At 71.9% G+C, this 22,046-nt stretch carries 27 protein-coding genes; 12 read left to right on the forward strand and 15 right to left on the reverse strand.

Annotation, left to right across the window (positions count from 1 at the left end; genetic code table 11):
- Positions 1 to 26: 26 nt before the first annotated feature.
- The 4 genes from Psi01_RS16750 to Psi01_RS16765 all read right to left on the reverse strand — a co-directional run bounded on the left by Psi01_RS16750 (position 27) and on the right by Psi01_RS16765 (position 4,092).
- On the reverse strand, positions 27 to 1,334 hold the full coding sequence (locus tag Psi01_RS16750) for an MFS transporter (RefSeq protein WP_204064953.1): 1,308 nt from the start codon (positions 1,332 to 1,334) through the stop codon (positions 27 to 29).
- On the reverse strand, positions 1,331 to 2,413 hold the full coding sequence (locus Psi01_RS16755) for a SagB/ThcOx family dehydrogenase (protein ID WP_204064954.1): 1,083 nt from the start codon (positions 2,411 to 2,413) through the stop codon (positions 1,331 to 1,333). The genes Psi01_RS16750 and Psi01_RS16755 overlap by 4 nt, the downstream gene beginning before the upstream one ends.
- The gene (locus Psi01_RS16760) at positions 2,401 to 3,564 is read right to left on the reverse strand and encodes an ATP-grasp domain-containing protein (RefSeq protein ID WP_204064955.1); all 1,164 of its coding nucleotides are present in this window, start codon (positions 3,562 to 3,564) and stop codon (positions 2,401 to 2,403) included. The genes Psi01_RS16755 and Psi01_RS16760 overlap by 13 nt, the downstream gene beginning before the upstream one ends.
- A gap of 366 nt (positions 3,565 to 3,930) precedes the next feature.
- Complete coding sequence (locus Psi01_RS16765) at positions 3,931 to 4,092, reverse strand: hypothetical protein (RefSeq protein WP_204064956.1); 162 nt, start codon at positions 4,090 to 4,092, stop codon at positions 3,931 to 3,933.
- Between the two features lie 208 nt (positions 4,093 to 4,300).
- Between Psi01_RS16765 and Psi01_RS16770 the strand changes: the two genes are divergently transcribed.
- The 3 genes from Psi01_RS16770 to Psi01_RS16780 all read left to right on the forward strand — a co-directional run bounded on the left by Psi01_RS16770 (position 4,301) and on the right by Psi01_RS16780 (position 6,505).
- Complete coding sequence (locus tag Psi01_RS16770) at positions 4,301 to 5,263, forward strand: serine hydrolase domain-containing protein (protein WP_204064957.1); 963 nt, start codon at positions 4,301 to 4,303, stop codon at positions 5,261 to 5,263.
- A gap of 43 nt (positions 5,264 to 5,306) precedes the next feature.
- Positions 5,307 to 5,558 carry a TfoX/Sxy family protein gene (locus Psi01_RS16775; RefSeq protein WP_204064958.1) on the forward strand — a complete coding sequence of 84 codons (252 nt, stop codon included), beginning with the start codon at positions 5,307 to 5,309 and terminating at the stop codon, positions 5,556 to 5,558.
- 104 nt (positions 5,559 to 5,662) lie between these two features.
- Entirely contained in the window at positions 5,663 to 6,505 is an 843-nt protein-coding gene (locus Psi01_RS16780; protein ID WP_204064959.1) for a class I SAM-dependent methyltransferase, read from the forward strand.
- A gap of 47 nt (positions 6,506 to 6,552) precedes the next feature.
- Here Psi01_RS16780 and Psi01_RS16785 read toward each other — a convergent pair whose 3' ends face one another.
- Both Psi01_RS16785 and Psi01_RS16790 read right to left on the reverse strand, forming a co-directional pair.
- On the reverse strand, positions 6,553 to 7,404 hold the full coding sequence (locus Psi01_RS16785) for a nucleotide exchange factor GrpE (RefSeq protein WP_204064960.1): 852 nt from the start codon (positions 7,402 to 7,404) through the stop codon (positions 6,553 to 6,555).
- A 120-nt stretch (positions 7,405 to 7,524) separates the two neighbouring features.
- Complete coding sequence (locus Psi01_RS16790) at positions 7,525 to 8,016, reverse strand: RICIN domain-containing protein (protein ID WP_204064961.1); 492 nt, start codon at positions 8,014 to 8,016, stop codon at positions 7,525 to 7,527.
- Between the two features lie 192 nt (positions 8,017 to 8,208).
- Between Psi01_RS16790 and Psi01_RS16795 the strand changes: the two genes are divergently transcribed.
- Both Psi01_RS16795 and Psi01_RS16800 read left to right on the forward strand, forming a co-directional pair.
- Positions 8,209 to 8,445: a type II toxin-antitoxin system Phd/YefM family antitoxin gene (locus Psi01_RS16795; RefSeq protein ID WP_239127772.1), complete on the forward strand. Its 237-nt coding sequence runs from the start codon at positions 8,209 to 8,211 to the stop codon at positions 8,443 to 8,445.
- Entirely contained in the window at positions 8,445 to 8,867 is a 423-nt protein-coding gene (locus tag Psi01_RS16800; protein ID WP_204064962.1) for a type II toxin-antitoxin system VapC family toxin, read from the forward strand. Before Psi01_RS16795 ends, Psi01_RS16800 begins: the two co-directional genes overlap by 1 nt.
- An 11-nt stretch (positions 8,868 to 8,878) precedes the next feature.
- On the opposite strand, the gene Psi01_RS16805 is transcribed toward Psi01_RS16800, so the two are convergent.
- From Psi01_RS16805 to Psi01_RS16820, 4 genes are all read right to left on the reverse strand, one after another.
- Complete coding sequence (locus Psi01_RS16805) at positions 8,879 to 9,205, reverse strand: hypothetical protein (RefSeq protein WP_204064963.1); 327 nt, start codon at positions 9,203 to 9,205, stop codon at positions 8,879 to 8,881.
- Between the two features lie 107 nt (positions 9,206 to 9,312).
- Entirely contained in the window at positions 9,313 to 9,510 is a 198-nt protein-coding gene (locus Psi01_RS16810) for a hypothetical protein (RefSeq protein ID WP_204064964.1), read from the reverse strand.
- A gap of 280 nt (positions 9,511 to 9,790) precedes the next feature.
- Positions 9,791 to 10,222 carry a hypothetical protein gene (locus Psi01_RS16815; RefSeq protein ID WP_204064965.1) on the reverse strand — a complete coding sequence of 144 codons (432 nt, stop codon included), beginning with the start codon at positions 10,220 to 10,222 and terminating at the stop codon, positions 9,791 to 9,793.
- 47 nt (positions 10,223 to 10,269) lie between these two features.
- Positions 10,270 to 11,655, reverse strand: coding sequence for a phenylacetate--CoA ligase family protein (locus tag Psi01_RS16820; RefSeq protein ID WP_239127773.1), 1,386 nt, complete (start codon positions 11,653 to 11,655; stop codon positions 10,270 to 10,272).
- Positions 11,656 to 11,786: 131 nt separating this feature from the next.
- Here Psi01_RS16820 and Psi01_RS16825 point away from each other — a divergent pair, with 131 nt between their 5' ends.
- Complete coding sequence (locus Psi01_RS16825; RefSeq protein WP_204064966.1) at positions 11,787 to 12,608, forward strand: DUF5995 family protein; 822 nt, start codon at positions 11,787 to 11,789, stop codon at positions 12,606 to 12,608.
- A gap of 135 nt (positions 12,609 to 12,743) precedes the next feature.
- Positions 12,744 to 14,834: a WD40 repeat domain-containing protein gene (locus tag Psi01_RS16830; RefSeq protein ID WP_204064967.1), complete on the forward strand. Its 2,091-nt coding sequence runs from the start codon at positions 12,744 to 12,746 to the stop codon at positions 14,832 to 14,834.
- Between the two features lie 89 nt (positions 14,835 to 14,923).
- On the opposite strand, the gene Psi01_RS16835 is transcribed toward Psi01_RS16830, so the two are convergent.
- Positions 14,924 to 15,898 (reverse strand): aldo/keto reductase, encoded by a 975-nt coding sequence (locus Psi01_RS16835; RefSeq protein ID WP_204065083.1) that lies wholly within the window; start codon positions 15,896 to 15,898, stop codon positions 14,924 to 14,926.
- Between the two features lie 323 nt (positions 15,899 to 16,221).
- On the opposite strand from Psi01_RS16835, the gene Psi01_RS16840 reads away from it, so the two are divergent.
- On the forward strand, positions 16,222 to 16,584 hold the full coding sequence (locus Psi01_RS16840; RefSeq protein WP_204064968.1) for a hypothetical protein: 363 nt from the start codon (positions 16,222 to 16,224) through the stop codon (positions 16,582 to 16,584).
- Between the two features lie 66 nt (positions 16,585 to 16,650).
- On the opposite strand, the gene Psi01_RS16845 is transcribed toward Psi01_RS16840, so the two are convergent.
- The 4 genes from Psi01_RS16845 to Psi01_RS16860 all read right to left on the reverse strand — a co-directional run bounded on the left by Psi01_RS16845 (position 16,651) and on the right by Psi01_RS16860 (position 18,541).
- Positions 16,651 to 16,998, reverse strand: a complete 348-nt coding sequence (locus Psi01_RS16845) for a DoxX family protein (protein WP_204064969.1) — start codon at positions 16,996 to 16,998, stop codon at positions 16,651 to 16,653.
- Positions 16,999 to 17,182: 184 nt separating this feature from the next.
- Positions 17,183 to 17,329, reverse strand: a complete 147-nt coding sequence (locus Psi01_RS16850) for a hypothetical protein (protein ID WP_204064970.1) — start codon at positions 17,327 to 17,329, stop codon at positions 17,183 to 17,185.
- A gap of 324 nt (positions 17,330 to 17,653) precedes the next feature.
- Positions 17,654 to 18,016: a hypothetical protein gene (locus Psi01_RS16855; protein ID WP_204064971.1), complete on the reverse strand. Its 363-nt coding sequence runs from the start codon at positions 18,014 to 18,016 to the stop codon at positions 17,654 to 17,656.
- Between the two features lie 111 nt (positions 18,017 to 18,127).
- Positions 18,128 to 18,541: an SRPBCC family protein gene (locus Psi01_RS16860; RefSeq protein ID WP_204064972.1), complete on the reverse strand. Its 414-nt coding sequence runs from the start codon at positions 18,539 to 18,541 to the stop codon at positions 18,128 to 18,130.
- A 119-nt stretch (positions 18,542 to 18,660) separates the two neighbouring features.
- On the opposite strand from Psi01_RS16860, the gene Psi01_RS16865 reads away from it, so the two are divergent.
- The 4 genes from Psi01_RS16865 (at position 18,661) to Psi01_RS16880 (ending at position 22,038) form a co-directional block, all read left to right on the forward strand.
- Positions 18,661 to 19,146 (forward strand): hypothetical protein, encoded by a 486-nt coding sequence (locus Psi01_RS16865; RefSeq protein ID WP_204064973.1) that lies wholly within the window; start codon positions 18,661 to 18,663, stop codon positions 19,144 to 19,146.
- Between the two features lie 94 nt (positions 19,147 to 19,240).
- Complete coding sequence (locus Psi01_RS16870; RefSeq protein WP_204064974.1) at positions 19,241 to 20,011, forward strand: alpha/beta fold hydrolase; 771 nt, start codon at positions 19,241 to 19,243, stop codon at positions 20,009 to 20,011.
- Positions 20,012 to 20,162: 151 nt separating this feature from the next.
- A complete protein-coding gene (locus Psi01_RS16875; protein WP_204064975.1) occupies positions 20,163 to 21,011 on the forward strand; it encodes an SDR family oxidoreductase in 849 nt (282 codons plus the stop codon).
- A gap of 88 nt (positions 21,012 to 21,099) precedes the next feature.
- Positions 21,100 to 22,038 carry an MBL fold metallo-hydrolase gene (locus Psi01_RS16880; protein WP_204064976.1) on the forward strand — a complete coding sequence of 313 codons (939 nt, stop codon included), beginning with the start codon at positions 21,100 to 21,102 and terminating at the stop codon, positions 22,036 to 22,038.
- Positions 22,039 to 22,046: the final 8 nt, after the last annotated feature.

Here is a 22,046-nt window from a genome sequence, read left to right on the forward strand (position 1 = left end):
CGGTCATTCCGCCTGGCGGAGGGCGGTCACGTGCTCGCCCGGACGGGCGTCCGCCGGTCGCGGGCGGCGAACGCCAGCCCGGCGGCGCCGATGACCGCCGCCAGGAGCAGGCCGGTCGGGCCGGTGCCCAGGGCCGCCGTGAGCAGGCCGACGGTGGCCGGGGCGGTGGCCGCGGGCACGGTCATGACCAGGCTGATCGTGCCGTTCACCCGGCCGCGCATCTCGTCGCCGACCATCCGCGTCCAGTCCGTCTGCAGGGGGATCTGCCAGACGGGACGGGCCAGCATCAGGCACGCGTACCCGGCGCAGGCCGCCACCGGCAGGCTCGCGGCCAGCACCGCCGTGGCGGCGGTCCCGGCGGCCAGCCCGGTCACGACCAGCCGCCGCGACGGCAGCCGCCGTCCCGCCCGCTGGGCGGCGACGGTGCCCAGCAACCCGGCGGCGTAGGCCAGGGCCAGGGCCGAACCGGTGGCCTGCGGCGGCAGGCCGTGCCGTTCCAGCACGACGACCAGCACCAGCCCGCCGCTGTTGACCACGAAGTCCGCCAGCGCCGCCACCAGGGTGGACCCGCGCAGGAACGGATGCCGCCAGACCGTGCGCAGCCCTTCTGCCGGGGCCGGCACGCCCCGGGGCGGCCCGGCCGACCGCAGCGGGCGCCGCACCAGGGCCGCGCACACGCCCGCCACGAGGTAGGAGCAGGCGTCCACCACGAACGGCAGGACGGGGTCGACGGCGAACAGCACTCCGGCCAGCGCGGGCCCCGCCACCCCCGCCGCGTACCCCCGGCCGTGCGCCAGCGCGATCGCGCGCGGCAGCTGCCCGTCCTCCACGACGTTGGGGATCGCCGCGCTCTCCGCGGTGCCCCGCACGACCCACCCGACGGCGAGCACCGCGACGGCCGGCAGCACGTGCGCGAGCCGGAAGGGCGCCACGGCCAGCGAACCGACGGCCACGGCCGACAACCCGTCGCAGACCACCATGACGCGCCGCCGGTCGAACCGGTCGGCGACCCACCCGGCGGGAACGCTGGCCGCCGCCACGACGCCCAGGGTGAAGGAGGCCACCAGGCCCACCACGGCCGGGGAGCCGGTGGAGGCCAGGATCCACAACATGACGGCGACGCCGTACCCCCGGCTGCCGAGCTGCGAGACCGCCTGCCCGCCGCACAGCAGCGCGAAGTCACGGCCCAGGTCCAGGGCCAGGAACCGGGCGGCCCGCGAGGCGGGCGCGCGTCCGCGGGCCGGTCCGGCGGGGCCGGGATCCGGGGCGGCGGGCCGGAGGTCCGGTGCGGAGGCACGGCCGGGGGCCGGGGCGGGGGCGCGGTCCGGGGTCATGGTCCGGCGTCCTCCGGCGCGGAGGCGTGCCCGATCGCGGTGACGCCGAGCACCGGCTCCCCGCTGCCGGTCAGGCCGAGCAGGCGCTCCAGCTCCTCGTCGCGTACGGCGGTGCCGAAGACGGAGCCCAGGCCCAGGGCGGTCGCGGCCAGCAGGACCGTCTGGCTGAGGTGTCCCAGCTCGATCAGGACGTCCCGGTAGGCCCGCCGGCCGGCGTAGCGCCAGCGCGTGCGGGCCAGGACCGCGGTGTGGACGATCATCGCCGCCCCGTCGGCGAGCCAGTGCTGGCCGCCGGTCGCCGCGAGCCGCACGTCGTACGGCACGGCGGGGCCGACGGGCTCCAGGCCGCCCCTGGTCGGGGAGAAGTGGTACAGCCCCGCCTCCAGGCCCTCGACCCGGTCGGCGTACAGATAGAGCTCCAGCGGGTGCCGGGCCCCGGCCGAGGGGCCGGACCTGAACAGGACGGGCCCGAGCTCCGGGTGCCACAGCTCCTCGACCACCCCGCCCGCCAGGCGCAGGATCTCGCCGACGGCCTCCAGGGACACCGGCTCGGCGGTGAAGCTCCGTGTCGAGCGCCTGCCGTACAGCGCCTCGACCAGACCGGGCCGCGGCCAGTCCGCACCGGTGACCCGTCCCTCCGGCAGCCCGACCAGCGGCCGGTCCGGGTAGGTCTTGGCCACCGGCGGCGGGGGATCGGTGCGCGCCTTGCGGGTGAAGTACGCCTCGTCGTCGGCGAGGTCGACGTAGCGGGCCTCGGCGGTGGTGCGCGCCCCGAAGTGCAGGTACCGCGTGGCCGGGCCGAAGGCGCCCCACTCGGCCAGCAGCTCGCGCTCGGCGAGGTCCTCGGGCGAGTCACGGCGGATGAGCACCCCGGTCTCGAGCAGCCGGCCGGCGATCTCCAGTGCCCGCTCGCCCAGCAGCCGCGCGCTCTCCAGGTCCCGCCACTCGCAGAACCAGCGGACCACCCGCTCGCTCTGCCCGGTCAGGGCGAACTGCCGCTGGCGCAGGTAGTCGTCCCACACCAGCTTCCCGTCCTGCCAGAACATCACGGCGCAGGCGGCCGTCTTCACCTCTTCCATGAGAGCTCCCCCTCGTCCCGCGCGGCTTCCCCCTCGCGGGGGTCCTCGTAGACCCCCTCGCGGACCCCCTCGCGGACCCCCTCGCGGACCCCCTCGCGGAGCCCTTCGCGGAACCCTTCGCGGAACAACGTGACGATCAGATCCCTGACGGCGTGCGAGGTCCGGCTCGACCCGGCGGTCCGGTCCGCCCACAGCCAGTCGCACTCCGGGTTGACCTCCAGGAAGACGGGCTCGTCGGCGTCGAGGAGGTCGAAGGCGGCGACGTCGAGGCGGAGCCGCCGGGCCATCCGGGCCAGCACGGCGCTCAGCTCCCCGGGCAGGGCGACCGGCTCCACCCCGATCGCCCCGGTGTCGGTCCACAGCGCCTCCGGGGAGGGGCGGGTGACGGCGTAGGCGATGACCTGCCCGCCGACCACGAAGACGCGCAGCTCCCGCGAGGCCTCGACGAACTCCTGCACCAGTACGGGGCCCGGCTCGACGCCGCTCTCGCGGGCCAGCTCCTCCCGGGGGACCCGCCGGGGGAAGATCCCGCGCAGCCGTCCCGGCGGATTCTCGATCGCGTGCCGCCCCAGGCTCTTGACCAGCAGGTCGCCGGTGCCCGGCAGGGCCCGTGCCGCGTCGGCCAGCCGGGTGGTCACCACCGACGCGGGCGTGCGCAGGCCCGCGGCCCCGGCCATGGCGAGCTGGCTTACCCGGTCGGGCACGCCGGGCCGGCAGCCGGCGTTGACCGCGCGCGAGCGGCCCGCCGCGTGCAGGGCGGTCACACATGCGCCCCACTGCTCCCTGGCGTAGAGCGCGACGGCCGGGTTGCGGGCGCCCATGGACTCCGGCGCGAAGTACCGCAGCCAGCTCACCACGGGGCGGAAGCGTTCCCCCGACCACTCGACGACCCCCGCCGCCGGGTCCCACGACATGGGCGCGCCCAGGCACCGGTCGCTGTCGACGCGCACCAGGGGGATCCCGGCCGCCGCCAGGTGGAGCGAGAGCTCGTTCATCTCGCGGTCGGCGGCGCGGGTCATCACCACCACGCAGGGGATGGCGCCGTCCCGCCCCTCCGTCGCGGCGGGACGGCCGACACGGGCCTGGAAGTCCAGGCTCAGCGCGGGGGCGGTCGTGCGGTACGGCACGGCGCGCAGCAACAGCGGGATCAACGGATGCTCCGGGGACGATGGGGGAGTTCACCGGAAGGCCCGGTGAGAAGGGGGCCGGTGGGGATTTTCCTTGGCGGATTACCGCGCCCGGTCCGGTACCGGATTTCCGTACGGTGATCCGGTGCGGGAATCGGGCCGGAAATCCGGTGCGGTGATTCAGCGCGGTGATTCGGAACGGTGATTCGGTGCGGTGATTCGGTGCGGTGATTCGGTGCGGTGATTCGGTGCGGTGATTCGGTGCGGTGATTCGGAACGGTGATTCGGTGCGGTGATTCGGTGCGGGGATTCCGTGCCGACGCCCCGGACGGCTGAACGAGGGCGCGCCGTAAGGCGACGCGCCCTCACCTTCAGACCACCGTCACCTCATCAGCCGCCGTGGCAGCCCTTGCAGTAGTAGACCTGGTCACCGGCGTACGCGCTCGCGAACGCCTCGAAGGTCGCCCCCTCGATCTCCGACCACTCCTGCAGCGCCGCAGCTTCTCCGGCCGACATGGCGATCAGGGCCTGAGCCTGCTCCTGAATCGTCATTTGATTCACCCCCCTTCGGTAACAACAGGTCGGAACGAAACCAGAGGAGAAGGCGCCTCGACCACGTAAAATTTCACACTTTTCCTAATTTTCGGGATTTGCGGAAAACGCTGCACAGGCATCATCGATGAGCCCGTTCATCAGAAGTCGCAGCGGCTCTCTCCGGCCGTCTGTACCCTGACACGGTGGCAGGGCGTAGAAAGGGATCATGGACACCGCGACGCTCACCGACCGCCTGACCCGGACCCTCGAACAGGGCCGTGCGCCCGACCTGCACGCCGTCGTCGCCGCCCGCCACGGCCGGGTGATCCTCGAACACTACGGCGAGGGCGAGGACTTCAAACTGAACGAGCCCCTCGGCCGGGTGCGCTTCACGCCCGACACCCTCCACGACCTCCGCTCGGTCACCAAGAGCGTCGTCGGCCTGCTGTACGGCATCGCCCTGGCCGACGGCCGGGTCCCCGGACCGCACGAGCCGCTGCTGCGCGGCTTCCCGGAGTACCCGGACCTCGCCGAGGACCCCCGGCGCGCCCGGCTCACGGTCGAGCACGCGCTCACCATGACGCTCGGCCTGGACTGGAACGAGGACGTCCCCTACACGAGCGCGGCCAACAGCGAGATCGCGATGGAGCTGGCGCCCGACCGGTTCCGCTACATCCTGCAGCGGCCGATCGCGGAGGAGCCCGGCGTGCGGAGGACCTACTGCGGAGGCGCCTCGGCGCTGGTGGGACGGCTCATCGAGAAGGGCACCGGGCTGGCGCTGCCGGACTACGCCCGCGACCGGCTGTTCGCCCCGCTGGGCATCGAGCGCTTCGAGTGGTCCGCCGGCGCGGACGGGGTGGCCATGGCGGCCTCCGGGCTGCGGCTGACCCCGCGCGGCATGCTCGCGATCGGCCGGCTCGTGCTCGGCGGGGGCGGCGGCGTCGTGCCCGCCTCCTGGCTGGAGACGGCGCTGCGCCCGCACGTGCGGATCGACGACGGCCTCCACTACGGCTACCACTGGTACGTGGGCGACACCTGGGCGGCCGGGTTCGGCAACGGCGGCCAGCGCATCTACGTCGCACCCGAGCTGGACCTCGTGGTCGCCGTCACCGCGGGGCAGTACGACACCGACCAGACGACCGCCTCGGTCGTGCTCGACGAGGTGCTCCTGGCGGGGCTGCGGGCCTGACGCGCGACGCCGGACGGGGGCCGGGGTGCTGGAGAATGCCGGGATGAGGATCACGGACCTGCGCAATCTGGGCCCCAAGAGCGAAGAGTGGCTGGGACGGGTGGGCGTCCACGACGCCGACGGACTGGCCGAGCTGGGCGCGGTGGAGGTCTACCGGCGGTTGCAGGACGCCGCCGTCCCGGGACTGTCGCTGAACGCCCTGTGGGCGATGGAGGGCGCGCTCACCGACACCGACTGGCGTCTCATCCCCGCGGGGCGCAAGGAGGAACTGCTCGCCGAGCTGGCCGAGGGATGAGCGGGGGTCAGCGGGCGGCTCGGCGGAGGGTGAGCGGGGGAGCACGGCAGGGTGAGCGGGGGAGCACGGCGCTTTCCGGGGTGCCGGTGTGCCATGCTCGGTGCATGTCCGAGAGCAGAGCGGGTGGGGAAGACGGGCTCGCGCAGAACCGCGCGCTCTGGGACGAGCGGGCCCGCCTGCACGGCTCCACCGCCGCCGACCGGTTCTACGACGTCGAGTCGTTCCTGGCCGGCCGCCAGACGCTCTACGCGCTCGAACGCGAGCTGGCGGGCGACGTGACCGGCAAGGACCTGCTCCACCTGCAGTGCCACTTCGGCATGGACACGCTGAGCTGGGCCCGCCTGGGCGCCCACGTCACCGGCGTCGACTTCTCCCCGGTGGCGGTCGAGCGGGCGCGCCTGCTGGCCGGACGGGCCGGGCTCGCGGCGACCTTCGTCGAGGCCGACACCCAGCGCCTGCCCTCCTCCCTGGCGGGCCGCTTCGACCTGGCGGTCGCCACCTACGGCGTCCTGTGCTGGATCGCCGACCTCGCGGCGTGGGCGCGGGGCGCGGCGATGGCGCTGCGGCCCGGGGGCAGCCTGGTGCTGGTGGACCTGCACCCGGCCTACCAGTCGGTGGCCTCGGTCGACCCGCTGGTCGTCGACTGGCCGTACGGCGGCGGCGAACCGCAGCGCGAGACGGTCAGCGGAACCTACGCCGATCCCGATCTGGCGACACCGGAGCAGGAGACGGTCCAGTACCCCCACTCGCTCGGCGAGATCGTCACCGCCGTCGCCCGCGCCGGTCTGACGGTCAAACACCTGGGCGAGCACATCACCGCCGACTTCGACCCCCGCGGCATCCTCCCCCCGGACAAGGACGGCCTGTACCGCCTCCCCTTCGGCGACTCCCACCTCCCCATCCTGTACTCCCTGCGCGCGACCTCCCCCGGCGTACGCCTGTCCTGAAATCCCCGCACCGCCCGTACACCGACGACCTCCGCGGCCGCGCCGCGTCAGTCCGCGGGGGCCGGCTCGACATGGTGGTGGTCGTAGGGGAACAGATCATCACCGTGGTCGACGACGGTGCTGCACCGGTAGCGGACGATCTCGATCATCGCCGCAGGATCGAGTTTCTCCTCTTCCTCTCTGGCGTCCGTCCGATCCAGCGCCTTCTCCACGTTGTAGTGCAGTTCGCCGCCGACCAGGTGGTCACGGCGGAAGCCGGTCGCCCACTGCGAGTTGCCTCCCCAGCCGTGCGAGAGATCGTCGGTCGGTCGCGACCGGCGCCGGAAGGTCCAGTACAGGGTGGACCGGTCGGCGACCCCCGCGACCAGGTGCCGGGCTCCGGCGGTGACGACCACTCCGGCCCGCATGAGCAGCATGGACCCGAGGAGGTAACCGGGCCAGCGCTCCTCGACGATCGAGGGAGGCTCGTCCGGGTCGTCCGCCTGCCGTACCTCGACGACCTCGTGGAAGAACGGGTGGAACCCGCGCCCGCCGATCCGATCGGCGCCCAGCGCCTCGCAGAAGGCGGGATGGGCGTCGGCCGACGGGTATCGCGCGTCCGGCGCCGCCGCGGGACCGTCCGGGGGATCCCGGTAGTTCAGGATGAGCAGGTCGAGGATGCGGTTCACGGCGTACAGCCGTTCCAGCGGGCTGTAGTGGCCCGGACGGAGAGGTTTCCGCAGAGAGACCAGATGACTCCCGGCCCGGCCCGCCTCCCGCACCTCCGCCACGTGCGCCGGATGCTCCCGCAGCCACCGCCGCAACCTGTCGGCCAGCCCGGCGCCCTCGTGGCCGAGAATGCTCTCGTACAAGGAGCGCCAGTGGTGGCCCGAATAGACATCGTCATCCATGTCATCCATGCGTCCCAGGTTCACACGCGAGGACGGCTCCGGTCCCGGACCGCCGGAGACCCGCGGAGCGCCCGCCCCTCTCATCTCCCACGCCTGAGATGTCCCACCCGCGGGACGGGCACCCGGATGTCAGCCCGCGGGGCGGCTCCAGAGCTGTGAGGAGTTGCCGTTGCAGAACCGCAGCTCCACGGCCAGGCCGTCCTGGGACCCCGGTGTGGCGACGCAGTGACTCCAGGTGCCGGAGATCCCCGATCCCAGGAGGTTGTTGCCGATGCCGAAGGTCCAGTTCTCGTTGCTGATGTTGGCGCATCCCCACTGGTCGACGCGGGCCCCGTTGTAGGCCCCGTCACGGACCTCCATGCAGTAACCGCTGGCCCTGTTCCTCAGGTGCATCTTGTTGCGGGGAAGGTAGTCGATGAACCACTGCTGAGCATGGGTCCCGTTGCAGGTCTGCTGGATGATCACATCTCCCTCCGCCATGGTCTTCGGCTGGAGGCACTTGCCGTTCTGGACGCTCACCAGCTTGACGATCTGGCTCTCTGCCAGCGCCGGCGCCGCCGTCAACCCGATACCGGTCGTCACCGCCGCCGCGGACAACAACGCGATGAGTGACTTTCGCATGAGGGCTCCCTCTCGGTGATCGGCGTCCACGGCGACGGAACGGTCCATCGCGCGCACGCCTTTCCGTGGTCTTTCAGACCTAGGCGTTCCAAGCCGTTCCATCACGTAGTGCCCTACGACTGCATGTGATCTTGTATTGATCTACCGTCGGTCTAGACAGACTAGACAGGGGACGCCATAGGTGACTGGCAGGTGCAGGAGGCGAAACAGCGCTTCAGCGAGGTCGTACGGCGAGCGGTGAGCGAAGGCCCCCAGGTGATCACCCGGCACGGGGAAGAGGTGGCCGTGGTCATCGACATCGCCGAGTACCGCCGCCTCCAGGGAAAGGCCCCCGACTTCGGGCAGTTCCTCCTGGGAGATCCTGACTGGGACGACGACATCGAGTTCCCCCGGAGCCGGGAGCTGCCCCGAGAGGTGGACTTCGACTGATGGACGCCGGCTATCTGCTCGACACGAACGTGGTCTCCGAAGCCCGCAAGCGGAACGGGAGCCCGCACGTCCGGGACTGGATCGGCGGGGCTCATGGACCCACGCTCTACCTCAGTGCCCTGACCGTCGGCGAGATCCGTTGCGGAGTCGAGCTCCGCAGGCGCAAGGATCCGTCCCAGGCGACCCTCCTGGAACGCTGGCTGCACACCCTCCACCGGCAGTTCGGCGATCGCATCATCCCCGTCACGCCGGAGGTCACGGAGGAATGGGGGCGGCTGAACTCCGTCCGCCCGCTTCCGACGATGGACGGGTTGATCGCGGCGACGGCCAGGGTGCACGGGTGGACGCTGGCGAGCAGGAACGCGAAGGACTTCGCGGGGACCGGTGTGTCCGTGGTCAACCCCTTCGAGCCGCTGGACTGACCGGATGGGCGTCATCCTCGGGTGTAGCGGTGTTTGGCGCCGGGTGGGAAGTGGTCGGGGTCGCCGGTCTCGCGGAGGCGGATGCCGGGGGCCCGGCGGTGGTGCGGGACGTAGGCGGCGAACTCGCTGTTGAGGCGGAGCAGGTGGGTCAGGATCGACTCGCCGGCGGCTTGGGCGATCTTGTCGGAGGGAGAGATGCCGGGGGCGAGTTCGACGGTGACGGTCAGGTGCCGGTCGCGGTGTTCGTCCTCGACGGTCTCCAGGACGAACTTGCCGGTGACGAAGCCGCTGACCTCCGGCTGCTCCAGGCCGATTGAGATGTTCTCCGGGTAGAACATGAGTTGATGCGGTAATACCGTACGGCGTTCATATGCGGGGCTCATGGGATGCCCTGCGTGGATGGTCCCTCGGACCTTGGACGTTCGCGGGAGAGATGGATGTCCGTTCAACCGAACAGATCGACCAGTACCGCCCGCGCCCGGGGAGAGAGCTCCTCGCCGGGGAAGAACTGCTCACACAGCAGGAACGCCTCATCCGAGTTCGTCACCCCGGCAAGGCCCGCCAGATGACGGAGATCGTCCACGTCGCGGGTCCGCGCGGCCATCGCCTTCATCGCGAAGATGTGCTCGGGGGAGGCCGCCATCACCCGCAGCCCCGGGTGATCGAAGACCCGTCGCTTCCCCGGTCGTCTTTGCCGGAGGTGTAGACACTGGCCTGCTCGTTCAGCCACCAGGGCGGCAGGCCGAGGTCCTTGGCGACCTGGAAGCCTCTTCCAGTACCACTCCGTGCGGCACGAAGAGCGCGTCGACATCGCGGGTGACTCTGACAGCGTTATAGGCGAGTGCCATCGCGGCGTACCAGCCGCTCTCCCAGCGCAGTGAACGCATGCTCGAGTTCGGCCCGGCCGAGCAGCCCGTCGTCGCTCACGCCGCCTCGAGATCCTTGCTCGACAGGTAGACACCGTGCTTGCGGAAGGCCGCCGGCGCCCAGACGAGCGCATCGGTCCGCTGGCTGGCCAGCTCGGCCGGGAACCAGGGCCGCCGGAGCACCCGCGAAGCCGTCCACGCAGGGGGAGCGAGGTCGTGCTTGGCGGCCAGGTGCTCGGCGAGGGCGGCCAGCAACGCGTCCCACCGCTCGTCCCCGACGGATTCAGGTTCGGCCTGCAGCAGCGACGGCTGAACCTCCGGTGGCTCCCAGCGGTACTCCTCCAGGAACTCCCACACGAGTTTCCAGCGGATCTTGTCACCGGTGTTCGCCGTCAGGCGCGCGGCAAGGTCGGAAAGCGTCATCGGACGATAGCCCATCACGTTCTCCTTCCGCTCGCGCTCGAAATCGATGCTATCGCCTTCGACCACGGTGTTCGTGTCCGTGGACCCGCAGCGGCCAAGGGGGAGGGGTTCTGTCATCCTCGGGTGTAGCGGTGTTTGGCGCCGGGTGGGAAGTGGTCGGGGTCGCCGGTCTCGCGGAGGCGGATGCCGGGGGCCCGGCGGTGGTGCGGGACGTAGGCGGCGAACTCGCTGTTGAGGCGGAGCAGGTGGGTCAGGATCGACTCGCCGGCGGCTTGGGCGATCTTGTCGGAGGGAGAGATGCCGGGGGCGAGTTCGACGGTGACGGTCAGGTGCCGGTCGCGGTGTTCGTCCTCGACGGTCTCCAGGACGAACTTGCCGGTGACGAAGCCGCTGACCTCCGGCTGCTCCAGGCCGATTGAGATGTTCTCCGGATAGACGTTGGCGCCGTAGTAGGACACCGTGAAGTGGCTGCGGCCGAAGACGTGGGCGAAGGGGCGCTGCGGGCCGGTGGCGGCGGGCCGGAAGCCGTGTTCGCCGAGGAAGGCGAGCATGCGGTCGTACGGCGTCAGGCCGCCCTCGTCGGCGATGTGATAGCGGATCAGCGGGACGCCGTTGTCGCCGGAGAACAGCAGGGTGCCCTCGTGCTCCTCGAAGAAGCGGACGGCGGGGTCGTACTGGACGAGGGTGGGCAGGCGGGCGGAGCCGAACAGCCGCCTGGCGACCTCGGGACGGGCGGACAGGAAGCGCCGGATCTCGACGGACAGCGGGGTCTCGTTGCCCAGCACGCCTGCGTCGGCGGTGCCGTACAGCGAGGCGGTGTCGCGGACCGGGTCGGTCATGCCGACGCGCTCGGCGACCAGGCTGCGCCACTCCTCGCTGAACACCTCTCCGGCCGTGACGAGCTTGACGGAGTAGTCGGCCCAGGGGACGCCCTGGGCGGTCCCGGCGTCGATCACGTCCTTGAGGAACGGCGGGTAGCCGAGCAGGACGACCTGGTCGAAGTACGGGGCCAGCTCGGGGACGACCCGCAGGATCTCGCGGCGGTCGCTGCCGGGGGCGACCACGGTGAGGGGATAGCCGCGGTCGGCCAGGTGGCGGCAGCAGGCGGTGGTGAACAGCCCGCCCACCCAGGTGCCGAGGGCGAAGCAGACCACGGCGAGGGTACGGCGCCCGCGGGCGCCGAAGGCGTCGCGGAAGACCTCCTCGAAGCGCTCGGCGATCACCTGCTCGTCGGCCGTGGAGCGGGCCCAGAACGCCGGCGCCCCCGTCGACCCGGACGACACCGCGATCATGTCCCCGATCGTGCCGTCGCGGCAGAGGTCGGGCAGAGGATGACGGCGGATGTAGTTGTCCTTGGTGGTCAGCGGCAATCCCGCAAAATCCTGATATGTCCGGATGTGTTCTGGGTCGACGCCGTGCTCGGCGAGGAACGCGCGATAGGCGGGCACCGAGGCCGCCACCCGGTGGAACAGCTCGACCACGCCGTCATGAGGATTCACCAGCCGACTGTACGGCCCGGCCCTCGCGCCCGGCCAGGACCCGTTCCGCGTATTTCTACCGCCGCCGAACGCGTACGGCGACACAGCGGACACGTCCCGCATTGGTCAGGATTTCCGGCATGCCTCTTCTGATGGAAAATCTCATTCACAACCGGATACCGGCCTCTCCCGAGGAGGCCCTGACGGCCCTGCGGGAGGTGTCGGACACGCTGCGCCGCCAGGGCGACGCCCGGGCGATCTTCCCGGACGTCTACGCGGTGATCACCGAAGGGGTGGTCGACGGCATGGCGACCGGCCTGTTCAGGCATCCGGAGTTCATCTCCCGGCTGGCCGGCAAGTTCGCCGCCCGTTATCTGGAGACGCTCTCCTGGTCGCTGTCCGGCGCCCCGCAGGACTGCGCCGCCTGGTCCGTCGCCTACGCCCAGGTGGGCAGGCCCGGCGTGGCCGCGCTCCAGCACGCCGGGCTGGGCATCAGCGCCCACATCAACTTCGACCTCGCCCTCGGCATCGCCGAGGTCGTCGGCGAGCTGGCCTCCGACCGCGACCCGGCGCTCATGAGCGTCTTCAAGCACGACCACGACGCGGTGAACCAGATCCTGGAGACCGCCATGCCCGTGGTGATGCGGCTGCTCGCCGAGCGGTACGGATGCCCGATCGCCCCACTGTTCACCGGACCGCTGGGCGGGCCGGCCGGGCGGCAGTCGCTGGCGGTGATCTCCCAGTGGCGGGAGCTGGTCTGGCGCAACGCGCTGGACCTGCTGGAGGCGGCAACCGCCGGGAACGACGCGCGGCGCGCCGTCATCGAGCGGATGGACCTCAACTCCCGGGCCGTCGCCCTGCTCATCACGGGCCCGCCGCTGGTGGGGCCGGCCGTGTCCCTCATCCGCCGCATCCCCGGGATGCGCGTCCTGCGCGTCCCCGGGATGCGTGCTCTCGCGACGTCCGCGGCCTGAGCGCCCGGGCCTGAGCACCGTCCGCGGCCTGAGCCGCCGTACGCCGCCGCGGGACGCCGATCGGGTTCCACGGCGGGGACCGTACGGCCTGCGGATCGGGAACCCGGCGGCCCGCAGCGGGTACCCTGCGCCGATATGGAAGATCCCGGCGTCCGGCAGTGGCTGCGGCGCGTCGACGACGCCCGCCGCCAGTTCCTCCCGGCGCCCGACCGGGGCTCCGACCGTGACGTGTGGCGGATCCTGTGGGCGGACGGCATGCAGGTCAACCAGCAGGTCCGCCCCTCCTGGGACAACCAGTCGGGCGGGGCGATCAGCGTGGCCGCGAACGAGCACCTGGCCGTCACCGGCGGGGACGACGGCGTCCTGCGCGTGTGGGACCTGCGTACGGCCCGGCTGCTGCGCGAGACCAGGATCGGGCACGAACGACTGAACGCCGTGGCGCTCCTGGGCACGCTCGCCCTCGTCTCGGACGACTGGAGGATCCTGGCCTGGGACGTGACCGGCGCCGGCGAGCCGCGCGCGCTGGATCGCAACCGGGTCCGCGGCGTTCGGGCACTGGCCATGGTCAGGGCCGGATCGCGGTCGCTGGCCCTGGCCGCCTGCGGTTCCGACCTGCGGATCCGCGACGTGCACACCGGAAAGGCCCTGCACGGCGTGCTGTTCCGCGGGCACGAAGGCCAGATCAACGCCGTGGCGACGATCGGGCTGCGCGGGCGCACCATGGCGGTCACCTGCGGAGACGACGGGACGGTGCAGGTATGCGACCCGCGCACGGGCCGGCGTCACGGTGATCCCCTGACCGGTCACGACGGGCCGGTGCCCGGGGTGGCCACCGCCCGTCTCGGCGGGCGCCCCGTCGCCGTCTCCTGCGGGCAGGACGGCACGCTGCGGGTTTGGGACCTGCTCACCGGTGAGCGGTACGGCCGGACCGTCGCCGTTCAGGCGTCCTCGGTGGCGACCGCCGTCCTCGACGGCAGGCCCGTCGCGGTCACCGGCGGCGCCCGGACCCGGGTGTGGGACCTGCGCACGGGACGCGAGTGGGGCAGACCCCTCGGCGAGTCGGGGGCGGGCCTCGCCGCCACCGGCCACACGGTCGTGACCTGCGGCTCCGACGGGGTCGCCCGCCTCTGGGATCTGCGCACGCGGCGGAGCACGCCTCTGGTGGCCGCCTCCCGGGTCGGCGCCGTCGCCCTCGGCGACTCCGGCGGATGGCCGGTGATGGCCCACGCCTATGAGGAGGGGCACTGGCTGTCGGTCGCCGACCTCGGCGACGGCAGCCTGCACGACTACACCACGGTGGGCCCGTGGATCCACGATCCCGTCTGGAACGGTGATCGCGGCCGGGGCGGGGACGAGTCGCGCCGGCTCCGCGGGCGGCGCCGGTCGTACGACGTGCCCGGCCGGATCGACGCCGTGGCGGCCGCGACGGTCGGCGGCCGCTGCGTCCTGCTGGTCGCGAGCCGCGGCGACGGGGTGGTCCGGCGGTGGGACCTGGAGAGCGGGGAACGCGACGGGGAGCCGTTGACCGGCCACACCGGTGCCGTGCACGCGATCGCCACGGCCGGGCCGATCGCCGTCACCGGGGGCGAGGACGGCATGGTCGGCATCTGGGACCTGCGCACGGGCAGGTCCCGGGCCGCGCTGAGCCCCGCCGCGGTCAACGCGATCGCCGTCACCGGCCGTACCGTGCTGACCGGCGGCGCCGGGGACCTGACCCGGCTGTGGGACCTGCGCACCGGAGAACCGCGGGGAAGCCTGCCCACCGGTCAGGTCAACGCGATCGCGGCCGAGGGCGACCGCGTCCTGACCGGGGGAGCCGATCTGACCCTGTGGAGCCTGCGCGGCGACGGGCTCGCGGGAGGCCGGGGCCGTACCGGATCGTCCTCCGGCTCCGCCGTACCGCTCGACGGCGGACGATCGGCCTGCGCCGTGTCGCTCGGCGGGCACCCGGACGGCGTCACCGCGGTGGCTGTCCGCGGGCACCGGGCGGTCTCGGCGGGCTGGGACCGTACCCTCAGGACCTGGGACCTGCGCACCGGCGAGCAGATCGGCTCGCCGGCGCACTTCCCCTGGCCGGTCTCCGCCCTGGCCTGGCACCCGGACGGGCGGCTGGTGGCCGGGTTCTCCTGGGAGGTCGTGGTCCTGGACGAGACGGGGCGACGGCCGTACGGCGGGACATCCCGGCCCTACGGCGAGACGCCCGTGCCGTACGGCCAGGTGCCCTGACCCCGTGTCGTACGGCCAGACGCCCTGACTCCGTGACGGTGGGGCCGCGTCAGTGGCGGCCGTGCCGTATCAGCGACGGTCCGGCCGCGTCAGTGACGGACGGCGCGCGGACGGTACGGCTCGGCCAGGAAGGACAGCTCCTTGTCGGTCAGCTCCAGCTCCACCGCGGCCACGGCGTCGTCGACGTGCCGCTCCTTGGTCGCGCCCACGATCGGGGCCGTGACGCCCGGCTGACGGAGCAGCCACGACAGCGCCACCTGCGCCGCGGGCACCTCGCGCTCGCGGGCCACCTGGGCGACCCGGTCGAGGATCTGCCGGTCGTTGTCGGGGTCGGTGTAGAGCTCCTCGATGCGCGGGTCATTCCCGGCGCGCACGCTCTCCGTGTCCGACCCGGCCCGGGCGAGCAGCCCTCGGGCCAGCGGGCTCCACGGCAGGAGCCCCACCCCCTGGTCGGCGCAGAGCGGGTTCATCTCCCGCTCCTCCTCGCGGTAGAGGAGGTTGTAGTGGTTCTGCATCGAGACGAACTTGGTCCAGCCGTGGCGCTCGGCGGTGTGCTGGGCCTTGGCGAACTGCCAGGCGGCCATGCTGGAGGTGCCGATGTAGCGGGCCTTGCCGGCCTGCACGACCTCGTGCAGGGCACCCATGGTCTCCTCGATCGGAGTCTCGTCGTCCCAGCGGTGGATCTGGTACAGATCCACGTAGTCGGTGCCCAGTCGGCGCAGCGAGTCGTCGATGGCGGCATGGATGTGCTTGCGGGACAGGCCCTGGTCGTTGGGGCCCCGGCCGACCGGGAAGAACACCTTGGTGGCCAGTACGTAGTCCTCGCGGCGGGCGAACAGCCGCGCCAGCAGCCGCCCGGTGACCTCCTCACTGGTGCCGAAGGAGTACACATCGGCGGTGTCGAAGAAGTTCACCCCCGCCTCCACCGCCCGGCGCACGATCGGCTCGGAGGCCTGCTCGTCCAGCACCCACTGACTCCACTTGGCCGGGTCGCCGTAGCTCATCATGCCCAAACACACCCGGGAGACCTTCATCCCGGTCGAGCCCAGCCGCACGTACTCCATCACGAACCCTCCCGATCTTGATGACCGTCCCCAGCCTACGACCGCCGCGCCATTCTTGATTGGAGAGGGTGACACGTCCTGCACGGACCTGATCGTGCACGGAACCTTCACACCCTCTCCCCGGTTCCGGCGTACGGCCGTGCTTGGCTCTGCCCATGGGACCGGAACGGGACATGGGACGGCGGCTTGAGCCTGTCCGGGCGGAACACGCCCGGTGGCTTCGCCCGTCCCCCGGCGTGCCGGGGGAGAGGGCCGGGAAGCGGCGGAGGATTCGCCGTTGGGCGATCGTCCTCACGCCGGTCGTCTCGCTCTACGTCCTGGTCATGGCTCCCGCATGGGTTCACGACCGTCACCTGAACGGCCTTGCCGACCGTTTCCTGAACCACCCTCTTCCTCCGGAGACCGCGTTCGCGGATGACGAGGTGCAGTCGTCGGTGGCGGTACGGGGCAACGGCAACCACTGTGACTACCGCCTGAGGTTCAACCTGTCGACGGGGCTCTCGGCGGATGAGGTCGTGAAGTACTACGAATCCGCCGAACTCGGCATCAACGGCACCGGGGTCTCGGTCACCGTCTGGACGCCCTCGGACACCCCGCCCTTCCCGCTCACCCTCGGCGATCGGTTGATCATCGTCGAGGTCCAGGACGTCCTCCATGATTCAGGCTGGGACCTCCGCTGCCACTGACGGAGGCTTTCCCGCTCCCCGGCCCTGTTCGATCCGGCGCCCATCCCCGGTCGCGGCGTCCGGCTGTCAGGCGGCGTGTCCCAGTATCAGGGCGGCGATCACCGGGCCCATGTACAGCAGGGGGAAGACGACGGTCGAGTACGAGCGCGCCCGGAGGACGGTGACGACGGCTCCGGCGAAGTACAGGACCAGGCAGATGCCGGCCAGGACGCCGATGACCGGTACGAACAGGCCGGCGAGCAGGCCTGCGGCTCCCGCGGCCTTGGCCGCGCCGAGCCAGGTCCACCACGAGCGGGGGACGCCGTAGTCCGTCAGCGGCTTGACGACCCACTCGGCGCGGCGAAGGAGGGAGAAGGCCGAGAAACCCACCCAGAGGGCGGCCAGGACGGTGACGACGGTGGCGGTGGTGGACATGAGGTGCTCCCTTGCTGGTGCTTTCCTGCCACACCGATCCTGGAAGCCCCGGTTGATAACTCCGCGATGCGTTCACGATGCGTCGCGACAGGAAGGCCGCGGCAGCCGTACTCGCTCCCAACCCGACGACGTACTCGTCCAAACGGCATTCCGGTGCTGCCGGAGCCTGTCGACCACCAGTCGATCACAGGTGGCGGGCGGCCCTGCCGCCGGCCGGCACGGGACTGGGCCTGGCGGTCATGGTGTTCTTCGGCGCGATCATTACCGGCTCCAGGAAGGCGATCGTTGTGACCGGCGTCCTGATGTTGCCCTTCCTCGTCGTAGTGATCATCGCCACCATCGTCGTCGCGTGATCCTGCATCGGCAGTCGCGGATGAAGCCGTGGATGCCCCGGTCTGCTTCCGGTGGCCCTGATCCAGGGCAGGAGGTATCGCCGCGCTGCTCGTGACCGATCATGCCCGGCGCACGGTCGGCTCGGCAGCGGTCCCGTGCTGTCCGGCATGCGGGCAGGGTTGCCGATATCGGGGCAGGCTCGGCTGCCGTGCGGCGCAGCGCGGGCGGGCGGCACCCGGCCCAGCGGGGACACGCCTCACGGGTGGGCTCACCCGCCCGGTATGCACCGCCGTACCCGCCCCCGGCCTGGGAACCCGCTCGTCTAGCAGTCGCAGATGAAGCCGTAGGTGCCCCAGTCCGCCTTGATGGTCAGCTGGTACTTGCTGCCGTAGAGACCGTAGATCCCGGTGCGGAAGCTCTGGTTGGGCCGTACCTCGCCGGAGCCGACCCGCGCTCCGGTCTCGCGGTCCCAGACCTCCCAGCGGGCGATGTGGGTGTTGGCCTCGATGCCGATCCACACCCGGTGCAGGTCGGCCCTGGCCGGGGTGTGGCCGCTGGCGCACTTGCCGCTCCACAGGTCCGGCCGGCACGTGTGGTAGGTCTCGGCGGCGGCTGGCTGGGAGAACGCGGCGGACGCGGTCAGGACGCAGAGGGCGACGAGGGCTGATTTCAAGGATGTACGCATGGAGTCGGTCTCCTTGATCATTTCTGGGTGGGGTCAGTATGTCAGTGACGCCGATCACCCCGTAAGGCCCAATCACCGGAGGCTTCTCCCACCCCTCCGCCGACCTGCGGCTCAGTCCCGCACGGCCGTCTCGATCGCCTGCTTCATCTCCGCCGCGCCGCGTTCGACGCGGATCCGGAGCTCGGCGCCGAACGAGTGCGGCAGGACGTCGGTGGTCCAGATCAGCCGGCTCGCCCGCTCGCCCTCGGGACGGACCTCGAACGAGGCGTGGTGGTGCTCGAGCGGCGGGCGGGCGCCCTCGACGACGGAGTAGGCCAGGCGGCGCGTGTCATCGTCGATCGAGACGATCAGCTCACGGACCACGTGCCCGTCGGGGAAGGTCAGGAACCGCTGGTCGCCCTCGATCCGGGTATCGGCGACGCGGCCGGGCAGCAGGCGTTCGTGCACGGCCCCGACGTCGCGCAGCACGTCCCAGGTGTGCTCGGGGGACGCGTCGATCACGATCTCGTGGCGGATGGAGGCCATGGGCCGGGGGCTCCTCTCAGGAGGGTACGGATCGCGACCAACCTAGCCAGCCCGCATCGGGATGATCCACTGGCCCCGGCGGTACGGACGGGGCGGCTTTTCGTGGTGGAATGTGCCGCGTGGAACGGGCGAGGCAGTTGCTGGGGGAGATGCTGGTCTGCTGCTTCGTGGTGGTCCTGCTCACCGGGGCCTTCCTGGCGTTCTTCTACACGCCCAGCGGCGAGCTCGTCGCCTACGACGGCAGTCATGAGCCGCTCCGGGGCGTCGCCCTGAGTGCGGCGTACGACTCGATCCTGGACATCAGCCTCGAGGTGCGCGGCGGGTCGTTCATGCGGAACCTGCACCACAGCTCCTCGATCCTGCTCGGCTCAGGAGTCGTCGTATGGCTTCTGCTCGGCCGGTTCCGGTACGCGTCGGCGGTGCTGGGCCTGGGCGCGCTCGCGGGGATCTCCGGCTACGGGGCCGCCGACGACATCCTGTCCGGGACCGTCCTGGGCGAGGTGCCCATCCCCGCGTGGTACGGCCTGCACCTGCTGGTGGCCGTGGCCGTGGGCGTCGTGCTGGTGGTCTCCTCCCGGCGGGAGGCGGCCCGCCGTGCCGGGTAATCCCCGTGATCAATCGGGGGAGGGCTGGCAGACTTTGGGGGTCTTTTTTTGTGTTCTGCCGGTGATGCGGAGAACGTCCCTCGGGGGAGAGTCGATGGCGCGGCGTGTGGGTTCGCTGGGGTTGGCGGCGGTGGTTCTGGCCGGGGTCGCCGGGTGTGGGGGCGGTGCGGAGGCGCCGGCGCAGGTGCTGGAGGCCGCGGGGGTACGGCAGAGCGTCGTGTGCATGGGGACGGGGAGTCCGGCCGTCGTGATGGTGCACGGCATCGGGGACCGGGCGAACTCGGGTGACCTCGTACCGGCGCAGGAGCTGCTGTCGGACAAGCACCGCACCTGCCGGTACGACCGGCCCGGGGCGGGGCAGAGCCCGCCTCCGCCGCGGACCGGGCGGACGGGCGACGACCTGGTGGCGGAGCTGTCCGCGGTGGCGGACCTGGCCGACCCCTCGGCTCCCGTCATCGTCGTGGCGCACTCCTTCGGCAGCTATCCCGCGCTGCTGATGGCGGGCGCGCACCCGGACCGGGTGGCGGGCCTGGTGCTCGCCGACGCCGTGGACCCGGGGCTGGGTCTGCTGGCCGCGCTGGGCGCCGGCAGCTGGAAGGAGGCGCGTCAGGGCCGCGAGGGCCTGGACCTGGAGACGGTGGAGCGCCAGGTCGGCCAGGTCGGCTCGCTGGAGCGGCTTCCCCTGGTCGTGGTCAGACGCGGGGAGGGCGTGAGCCAGGCCTGGCTGGCGGCGCAGCAGGCGCTGGCGGGCAGGTCCGCCCGCGGCAAGCTGCTGGTGGCCGAGGACAGCGGGCACGAGGTGCCCTCCGACGCCCCCGAGAAGGTCCGCGAGGCGGTGGAGGCTCTGCCCGGCCTCGGAGAATGATGCTTCCCGGGCGAAGAGGGGTCGGGCCGGAGAGGATCGCGACGCCCGGATAGGTTGAGGGGACGGACCGGCAGGCCGGACGCGTGGTCGTGGGCGCTCCACCGCCCGGCCGGCGGTGGGCCGGTCGGGCGCGAACAGCGGAGGAGGGGGCATGACCGTCATCGTCGTCACCGGTGCCACCGGGAGACTCGGAGGGCGGGTCGCCCGGCTGCTGTCCGGGGCCGGTCTCGCGCAGCGGCTCGTCGTACGCGATCCGGCGCGGGCCCCGCGGCTGGACGGGGCCACGGTGGTCGCGGCCGAGTACGGCGACGCCGAGGCGGCGCGCCGGGCGCTGGAAGGCGCGGGCACCGTGCTCATGGTCTCGGCCTCGGAGACGCCCGACCGGGTGGAGCGGCACCGCGCCTTCGTCGACGCCGCGGCAGAGGCCGGGGTGGGGCACCTGGTCTACATCTCCTTCTACGGCGCGAGCCCGACGGCCACCTTCACCCTGGCCCGCGACCACTGGGCCACCGAGGAGCACATCCGCGGCAACGGGCTGGCGTTCACGTTCCTGCGCGACAACCTGTATGCCGACTTCCTGCCCTTCATGGTCGGCGAGGACGGGGTGATCCGCGGTCCGGCGGGGCAGGGGCGCGTCGCCGTCGTCGCTCAGGACGACATCGCCGAGGTGGCCGCCGCCGTCCTGCGGGATCCGGCCGGGCACGCGGGCCGGACCCACGACCTGACCGGGCCGCAGGCCCTCACCTTCACCGAGATCGCCGAGATCATCAGCTCGGTCACGGGCAGGAAGGTGACCTACCACCCCGAGACGCTGGAGGAGGCCTACGCCTCCCGCGCCTCCTACGGCGCCCCGGACTGGCAGGTGGACGCCTGGGTGTCGACCTACACCGCCGTCGCGGCCGGGGAACTGGCGGGGGTCGGCTCCGCCGTACCGGACATCACCGGCCGTCCCGCGACCTCCCTGGCCGACCTGCTCCGCCGGACCCCGGGATCTCCGTGACCGGAGCCGGCCCTCAGGATCTCCCTGACCGGAGCCGGACCCCGCGATCTCCGTGACCGGAGCCGGGCCGTGACGGACAATTCGGTTCATGAGTTCATCGCGGCACGACCACGCCCTGCCTCCGGCCCGCGTCGAGGAGGTCTCCGACGGCGTGTACGCCTACATCCAGCCCGACGGAAGCTGGTGGATCAACAACACCGGCTTCCTCGCCGGGCGGCGCGGTGTGATCAGCATCGACTCCTGCGCCACCGAGCGGCGCACCCTGGCCTACCGCGAGGCGATCAGGTCGGTCACCGACCGGCCGGTCACCACGCTGGTCAACACCCATCACCACGGTGACCACACCTTCGGCAACTTCGCCTTCCCCGAGGCGACCATCGTGGGGCACGAGAAGACCCGCGAGCGGGTCATCGAGGAGGGGGTCTCGGAGTACCTCACCGTGGCCTGGACGCCCGTCGAATGGGGGAACCTCAGGACGGACCCGCCCTTTCTCACCTACACGGACGGGGTCACGCTCTACTCCGACGACCTGCGCTGCGAGGTCCGGCACGTGGGCGTCGCCGCGCACACCACCAACGACTCGATCGTGTGGATCCCGGAGCGCCGGGTGCTGTTCTCCGGTGACCTGGTCTTCAACGAGAGCACGCCGTTCGTCCTGATGGGGTCGGTGCTGGGCGCGCTGCGGGTGCTCGACGACCTGCAGGCCCTGGACGCCCGGACGATCGTGCCCGGCCACGGCGGGGTCTGCGGGCCGGGCGCCATCGACCAGGTCCGGGGTTATCTGCGGTTCGTGCTGGAGACCGCCGAGCGCGGCCGCAAGGCCGGTCTCTCGCCGCTGGAGACGGCGCGCGAGACCGACCTGGGGGAGTACGGCGAGATGCGCGACCCCGAGCGCATCGTCGGCAACCTGCACCGGGCCTACGCCGACCTCGACGGCCGGGCGCCGGGGGAGCCGATCGACGTGGTGACCGCGGTCCTGGAGATGATCGAGTTCAACGGCGGCAAGCCGCTGACCTGCCTGGCCTGACCCGCATC

The organism is Paraplanobispora siamensis (genome assembly GCF_016863175.1).
GTDB classification, from domain to species: Bacteria; Actinomycetota; Actinomycetes; order Streptosporangiales; family Streptosporangiaceae; genus Planobispora; species Planobispora siamensis.

What these genes read in the sequence shown, in the direction of transcription:
- Psi01_RS16750 (WP_204064953.1), bottom strand. Translation starts at nt 1,334, where the DNA reads ATGACCCCGGACCGCGCCCCCGCCCCGGCCCCCGGCCGTGCCTCCGCA.
- Psi01_RS16755 (WP_204064954.1), bottom strand. Translation starts at nt 2,413, where the DNA reads ATGGAAGAGGTGAAGACGGCCGCCTGCGCCGTGATGTTCTGGCAGGAC.
- Psi01_RS16765 (WP_204064956.1), bottom strand. Translation starts at nt 4,092, where the DNA reads ATGACGATTCAGGAGCAGGCTCAGGCCCTGATCGCCATGTCGGCCGGA.
- Psi01_RS16770 (WP_204064957.1), top strand. Translation starts at nt 4,301, where the DNA reads ATGGACACCGCGACGCTCACCGACCGCCTGACCCGGACCCTCGAACAG.
- Psi01_RS16775 (WP_204064958.1), top strand. Translation starts at nt 5,307, where the DNA reads ATGAGGATCACGGACCTGCGCAATCTGGGCCCCAAGAGCGAAGAGTGG.
- Psi01_RS16780 (WP_204064959.1), top strand. Translation starts at nt 5,663, where the DNA reads ATGTCCGAGAGCAGAGCGGGTGGGGAAGACGGGCTCGCGCAGAACCGC.
- Psi01_RS16785 (WP_204064960.1), bottom strand. Translation starts at nt 7,404, where the DNA reads ATGGATGACATGGATGACGATGTCTATTCGGGCCACCACTGGCGCTCC.
- Psi01_RS16790 (WP_204064961.1), bottom strand. Translation starts at nt 8,016, where the DNA reads ATGCGAAAGTCACTCATCGCGTTGTTGTCCGCGGCGGCGGTGACGACC.
- Psi01_RS16800 (WP_204064962.1), top strand. Translation starts at nt 8,445, where the DNA reads ATGGACGCCGGCTATCTGCTCGACACGAACGTGGTCTCCGAAGCCCGC.
- Psi01_RS16805 (WP_204064963.1), bottom strand. Translation starts at nt 9,205, where the DNA reads ATGTTCTACCCGGAGAACATCTCAATCGGCCTGGAGCAGCCGGAGGTC.
- Psi01_RS16810 (WP_204064964.1), bottom strand. Translation starts at nt 9,510, where the DNA reads ATGGCGGCCTCCCCCGAGCACATCTTCGCGATGAAGGCGATGGCCGCG.
- Psi01_RS16825 (WP_204064966.1), top strand. Translation starts at nt 11,787, where the DNA reads ATGGAAAATCTCATTCACAACCGGATACCGGCCTCTCCCGAGGAGGCC.
- Psi01_RS16830 (WP_204064967.1), top strand. Translation starts at nt 12,744, where the DNA reads ATGGAAGATCCCGGCGTCCGGCAGTGGCTGCGGCGCGTCGACGACGCC.
- Psi01_RS16835 (WP_204065083.1), bottom strand. Translation starts at nt 15,898, where the DNA reads ATGGAGTACGTGCGGCTGGGCTCGACCGGGATGAAGGTCTCCCGGGTG.
- Psi01_RS16840 (WP_204064968.1), top strand. Translation starts at nt 16,222, where the DNA reads ATGGCTCCCGCATGGGTTCACGACCGTCACCTGAACGGCCTTGCCGAC.
- Psi01_RS16845 (WP_204064969.1), bottom strand. Translation starts at nt 16,998, where the DNA reads ATGTCCACCACCGCCACCGTCGTCACCGTCCTGGCCGCCCTCTGGGTG.
- Psi01_RS16850 (WP_204064970.1), bottom strand. Translation starts at nt 17,329, where the DNA reads ATGATCACTACGACGAGGAAGGGCAACATCAGGACGCCGGTCACAACG.
- Psi01_RS16855 (WP_204064971.1), bottom strand. Translation starts at nt 18,016, where the DNA reads ATGCGTACATCCTTGAAATCAGCCCTCGTCGCCCTCTGCGTCCTGACC.
- Psi01_RS16860 (WP_204064972.1), bottom strand. Translation starts at nt 18,541, where the DNA reads ATGGCCTCCATCCGCCACGAGATCGTGATCGACGCGTCCCCCGAGCAC.
- Psi01_RS16870 (WP_204064974.1), top strand. Translation starts at nt 19,241, where the DNA reads ATGGCGCGGCGTGTGGGTTCGCTGGGGTTGGCGGCGGTGGTTCTGGCC.
- Psi01_RS16875 (WP_204064975.1), top strand. Translation starts at nt 20,163, where the DNA reads ATGACCGTCATCGTCGTCACCGGTGCCACCGGGAGACTCGGAGGGCGG.
- Psi01_RS16880 (WP_204064976.1), top strand. Translation starts at nt 21,100, where the DNA reads ATGAGTTCATCGCGGCACGACCACGCCCTGCCTCCGGCCCGCGTCGAG.